3 protein-coding genes, 1 tRNA gene and 1 pseudogene are annotated in these 3,965 nt (G+C 63.0%); 2 read left to right on the top strand and 3 right to left on the bottom strand.

Annotation, left to right across the window (positions count from 1 at the left end):
- The coding region (locus tag WCB02_RS23860) for a hypothetical protein (protein ID WP_423962018.1) at positions 1-196 on the bottom strand (196 nt) is incomplete at its 3' end.
- On the opposite strand from WCB02_RS23860, the pseudogene WCB02_RS23855 reads away from it, so the two are divergent.
- Positions 155-280, top strand: a pseudogene (locus WCB02_RS23855) (IS481 family transposase); the annotation flags it as partial. The gene WCB02_RS23860 and the pseudogene WCB02_RS23855 sit on opposite strands and share 42 nt — an antisense overlap.
- Before the next feature lie 328 nt (positions 281-608).
- Here WCB02_RS23855 and WCB02_RS23850 read toward each other — a convergent pair.
- Positions 609-702: transfer RNA gene (locus tag WCB02_RS23850), tRNA-Ser, on the bottom strand.
- A gap of 716 nt (positions 703-1,418) precedes the next feature.
- Here WCB02_RS23850 and WCB02_RS23845 point away from each other — a divergent pair.
- Complete coding sequence (locus WCB02_RS23845; RefSeq protein ID WP_423962017.1) at positions 1,419-3,020, top strand: porin; 1,602 nt, start codon at positions 1,419-1,421, stop codon at positions 3,018-3,020.
- Positions 3,021-3,149: 129 nt separating this feature from the next.
- Here WCB02_RS23845 and WCB02_RS23840 read toward each other — a convergent pair.
- Positions 3,150-3,965, bottom strand: an 816-nt coding sequence (locus WCB02_RS23840) for a lytic transglycosylase domain-containing protein (RefSeq protein WP_423962015.1), incomplete at its 5' end; no start/stop codon positions are given.

Genomic DNA, 3,965 nt, shown 5'->3' with positions numbered 1-3,965 from the left:
GATGCTCCTCAGCATGAGGTTCGGAGAGCAGGCTGATACGATTAGAATTTCGAAATCGCTCGTCGAGCCGCCAATTGGGTTGATCGAAAAATTGCACAGCGTCGGATAACATCTCCGGAACAGGCATCTCTAAAATTAGCTCACCGACGAGTCGCAGGAAGTCGACGACGGCATTTGGCTCGTCAGCTTCATGCATTACGATCTGGGATATTTCGACCTCGAGAAGACGTTGCAACCTCTCGACAACCCGTTCGGCCCGAAGCCCGTCACCGATGTATAGCTACGACCGCAAAGCCCTGATCGAGACGCGCTCTCGTGCATTCTTGGCATGACGGCCACTTGCTTGGCTCCGCTGTCGCGGTCAACTCCCGAAGGCGCCATGGGCGCGAAGCGCTGGGTTGACGGCGACAGCGCGAGCCGAGCAAAATCGCTCATGCCACGGATGCGTCGCGCTGCACTCCGCCGGATCGCATGCGAGCGGCGTCAACCCGCATCGACTTTGGCGCAAACGACCTTGAAACCCCGCGACACCCCGTTCGGCACGAGGTTGTCTCCCATGCCCTGGGTACGTTCCGTTGCCCAAGTGTCCGGGCCGGACACACGGGATCTGGCGGAGACGGAGGGATTCGAACCCTCGATAGGGCTTTACAACCCTATAACGGTTTAGCAAACCGCCGCCTTCAGCCACTCGGCCACGTCTCCAATGCTCGCCGATATGCCCGACGCCGCGTCGCGCCGCAAGCGGCAGATGAAGGGTATGTGGCTTGGCGAGCCGATTGTTTGTTGGATCGGCGGCTGCCGGTTTCGGTCGCGACCGGCCGGATGGGCTTGTCCACCGCGGTGGTTCCCGCGTGCATCTCCGGGGCCCTCATGACCCGTGTCGGCCAATCGGGCAGGGGCCGAGTCCCGCTCCAATGAGGTCGAGCCGGATCGCTGCTCGGCCGGCGCGATGGCGCGGCGCGAATCCGGCACTTCAAGGCGATGCGGGATCGGGCGATTCGATGCGCTCGCGCCTACGCGTGGACAGCGCGGTACCCGCGTGCCTAGCGGGCAATCGAGGCGTCGGAACGGACCTGTTTAAAAGATCAATATTTTTCAGAGGCTTACAAGGAAGGATCGATCACGGTTGCGTGTTATTTGAGCAACACCCGTCCAAAAATGCGCTCAGCGGAGCCTTTCCGGGCGGTTCCTTTATTGCCTGTGCAGGGTCGTTCGGTAATTGTGGTGGCGCGACGGAGGGGGGCATCCCGACGTCGTCCCGTTTTAGGTCGTTCGCTAAGTCCTCTCGCTTTCACGCGGGTGTGTGCGATAGCGCGATGTGGCTTAGCGACGGGTCGTGGGGACAAGGGGACCAACTCCAGGGTGTTTCACCCAGCGGATCCGGAACCTTCCCTGATAGAGCAACTTGGAGGTTTAACATGAAGATGGTCAAGAGCCTTGTCCTCGGCTCAGCGGCGGCTCTGCTCGCCATGGGTGGGGCACAGGCAGCTGATCTTCCCGTCAAGGCCAAAGCGGTCGAATACGTGAGGGTCTGCTCGCTATACGGCGCCGGGTTCTGGTACATTCCCGGCACCGACACCTGCATCAAGATCGGCGGTTATCTGCGCGTCGATGGTACGTTCAACGGCAGCGGCGTTTACGATGATCCGGCTTGGTCCGGCAACGCCGGACTAGGGACTCGCTTCAGCGACTACACCCAGGTCCGTTCCCGTATGGCGCTGACGGTCGATACCCGTACCGCGACCGAATACGGCGTCGTCCGGACCTTCGCGCAGGGCGACTTCCAGTTCAATGACTTCGGTAACTCTGCGCCTGCCACCACCTCGCCGGCTGCTTCTCTCAGCGGTCTTAGCAGCAGCTTGCTCGATGGCGTCGGCGGCGGCTATGTCGCGGTCGAATATGTCTTCATCCAGTTCGCCGGCTTCACCTTCGGTAAGTCGTCCTCGGCCTATGCGACACCCTGGAATGGCTATCCCGGCAACAACTCGTCGTTCCTGATCGGCGGCGAAGACTCCGTCACCGGCGTCAACAACATCCAGTACACCGCGCAGTTCGGCAACGGCGTGTCGGCCAGCATCGGTCTCGATGATCCGACCGTTTTCAACCGCACCCCGCTGCTGAACCTGGCTGCTGGTGGCACTGCGCCTGGTTTGGCAGGCGCCGTCAGTGCGGCCGGTGTCGGCACCAACGCCTATGGCGGCTGGTATATGCCTGACGTCGTCGCCAACGTGCGTGTCGACCAGGCCTGGGGCCTGTTCCAGCTGTCCGGCGAGTTGCATGAAGTCAACGCTTCGTACAACGTGCTCACGACGGCCGGCGCTCCCTTGGCGGGTACGACTGCCCTGAACGACTCCGTGCTGTCGGGGCATCCCGACTCCAAGTACGGCGGCTCGGTGATGGCTGCGTTGCAGATCAAGAACATCCCGACCGGTCCCGGCGACGACATCAAGTTCGATGCGACCTGGGCCAAGGGCGATACCAAGAACACGGTCTCGACCAGCGCGACCTCACCCACCTTCCTGATGATGGGTGGTGTTCCAGGCCAGCTCGGACCCAATGGCAGCGTCGGCTTCGGTGCGACCTCGGACGGCGTCTACCTGCCGACCGCGTTCGGCGGCGATGGTCAGATCCACCTGACCACCTCCTACGGTGTCCGCGGCGCGTTCAACCACAACTGGGATCCCTACTGGTCGACCAGCTTGTTCGGCGGCATGGCCTGGGTGCGGTACGACTCCACGGCTCAGAGCGAGTTCTGCGCGGCTTACGGCGTCACAGTCGCAGGTCAGGGTACGACCTATACCTGCAACCCGAACTACTCGATCTCGATGCTGGGTGCGGTCACCCGGTGGACTCCGGTCAAGAACCTGACGTTCTCGGCCGAAACCATCTGGACCCATCTGAACCAGGGCTTCACGGGCAGCGCGACCTTCTCGCCGGGCGCCCCGGAGCCGACCTCGACCTACGCCTACAAGAACCAGGACACCATCTCCCTCAACGTTCGCGTTCAGCGCAACTTCTGATCCAGATCGTTTGACAAGCCTCCAAGTCGAAACCCCCGGCAGGAAACTGCCGGGGGTTTTTCTTCATGTCGGCTCCGCCGAAGGAGCGCAGCTTGATTGCTGACGAAGGGGTGTCGTTAGTTAGGCCCGTTATTCGACCGCGCCACGGTGCAGATCGGCCTCGATCTGCAGCCGCTTGCCGCCGCCGAAGCGGGCGCGATAGACCTGCAGATTCTCGATCACGCGCTCGACGTAGTTGCGGGTCTCGGAGAACGGGATCAGCTCGACCCAGTCGACCGCGTCGACCTTGGGATCGCGCGGATCGCCATAGCGCTCGATCCATTTCTTCAGGCTGCCGCGGCCGGCATTGTAGGCGGCGAAGGTCATGATGTAGGAGCCCCGATAGTCGTCGAGCAGGCCGCCGAGCTCGGCGGCGCCAAGCGCGGTGTTGTAGACCGGATCGGTCTTCATCCGCTTGAGGTCGAAGGCCACGCCCGCCCGCTTGCAGACATATTGTCCGGCATCCGGCGTCACCTGCATCAGCCCGTAGGCCTGCGCCGCCGAGACGTCGCGCGGATTGAAGGCGCTCTCCTGGCGCGCGATCGAGAAGATGACGCTGCGCTCGACCTCCGGCCCGATCGCCTGGTAGGCCGGTATCCCCGTGACCGGATAGGCGTAGCTGTCGAACGGCAGCCCGCGATTGAGCGCGGCCTTGCCGACGAGCAGCATGGCGCGGGCGTCGTCGTGATGGGCCGCGAGTTCGGCGAGGCCGACCAGGGCTTCCGGATCGCCGTTTTCGCCCATGTCGGCGAAAATCGGAATCGCGATCTCGCCCTCGTCGAGATCGTAGAGCAGTTGCACGGCGCGGACGATCTCCAGCCGCCCGGCGCCGCGCTCGCGCGGCGGCTCGTTCAGCGCGAGCTGCGGCAGTCCGAGCTTGGCGCGCGCCAATTGTCCGTAGTAGCT

Source organism: Bradyrhizobium sp. (assembly GCF_049581145.1).
Lineage (GTDB): Bacteria > Pseudomonadota > Alphaproteobacteria > Rhizobiales > Xanthobacteraceae > Bradyrhizobium.
This window is presented reverse-complemented; position numbering and strand designations above follow the sequence as displayed.

What these genes read in the sequence shown, in the direction of transcription:
- WCB02_RS23845 (WP_423962017.1), top strand. Translation starts at nt 1,419, where the DNA reads ATGAAGATGGTCAAGAGCCTTGTCCTCGGCTCAGCGGCGGCTCTGCTC.